Origin of the sequence: Mordavella massiliensis, assembly GCF_016902415.1 — a bacterium.
GTDB lineage: Bacteria > Bacillota > Clostridia > Lachnospirales > Lachnospiraceae > Merdimonas > Merdimonas faecigallinarum.
This window is the reverse complement of the sequence record NZ_JACJLV010000132.1, coordinates 1-406: the sequence shown is the minus strand read 5'-3', so window position 1 is coordinate 406 and position 406 is coordinate 1. Positions and strand designations below refer to the sequence as shown.

The 406-nt window shown below is 44.1% G+C and carries 1 rRNA gene; it reads left to right on the top strand.

From position 1 onward, the window contains the following. Window positions 1-94 (top strand): 5S ribosomal RNA (rrf, locus tag H6A13_RS13140); the annotation flags it as partial. Window positions 95-406: the final 312 nt, after the last annotated feature.

Sequence of the window (406 nt, the reverse complement as noted above, 5' to 3'; positions counted from 1 at the left end):
AACACCCGTACCCATCCCGAACACGATGGTTAAGCCCTAAGCGGCCGATGGTACTGCACTGGAGACGGTGTGGGAGAGCAGGTGGCTGCCAGGAATAAAAAAAGAAAAAGGCAGAATCGCTGCCGAGAAAAGTTTATCATAGATACTGGCAAAGATGAGCAACAACTTATCGCCGCCGACCCGGTCAGCAGGGCAGTGCTGTTATGATAGCGCTGGTTTTACCAGTGATCAGAGGTTCAAAGGGATTTGGGTTTCTGATGACTGATAAAACATCAGTCAGAGATGTACCTTGAAAACTGCATAGAAGAAACGAAGATCAAAATATCTTGATCAAGACATCCGAGGTAATTGTTATAACAGGAAACTGTGTAATGATTACACACTTTGAAGAAAACAAAGCAAAAAA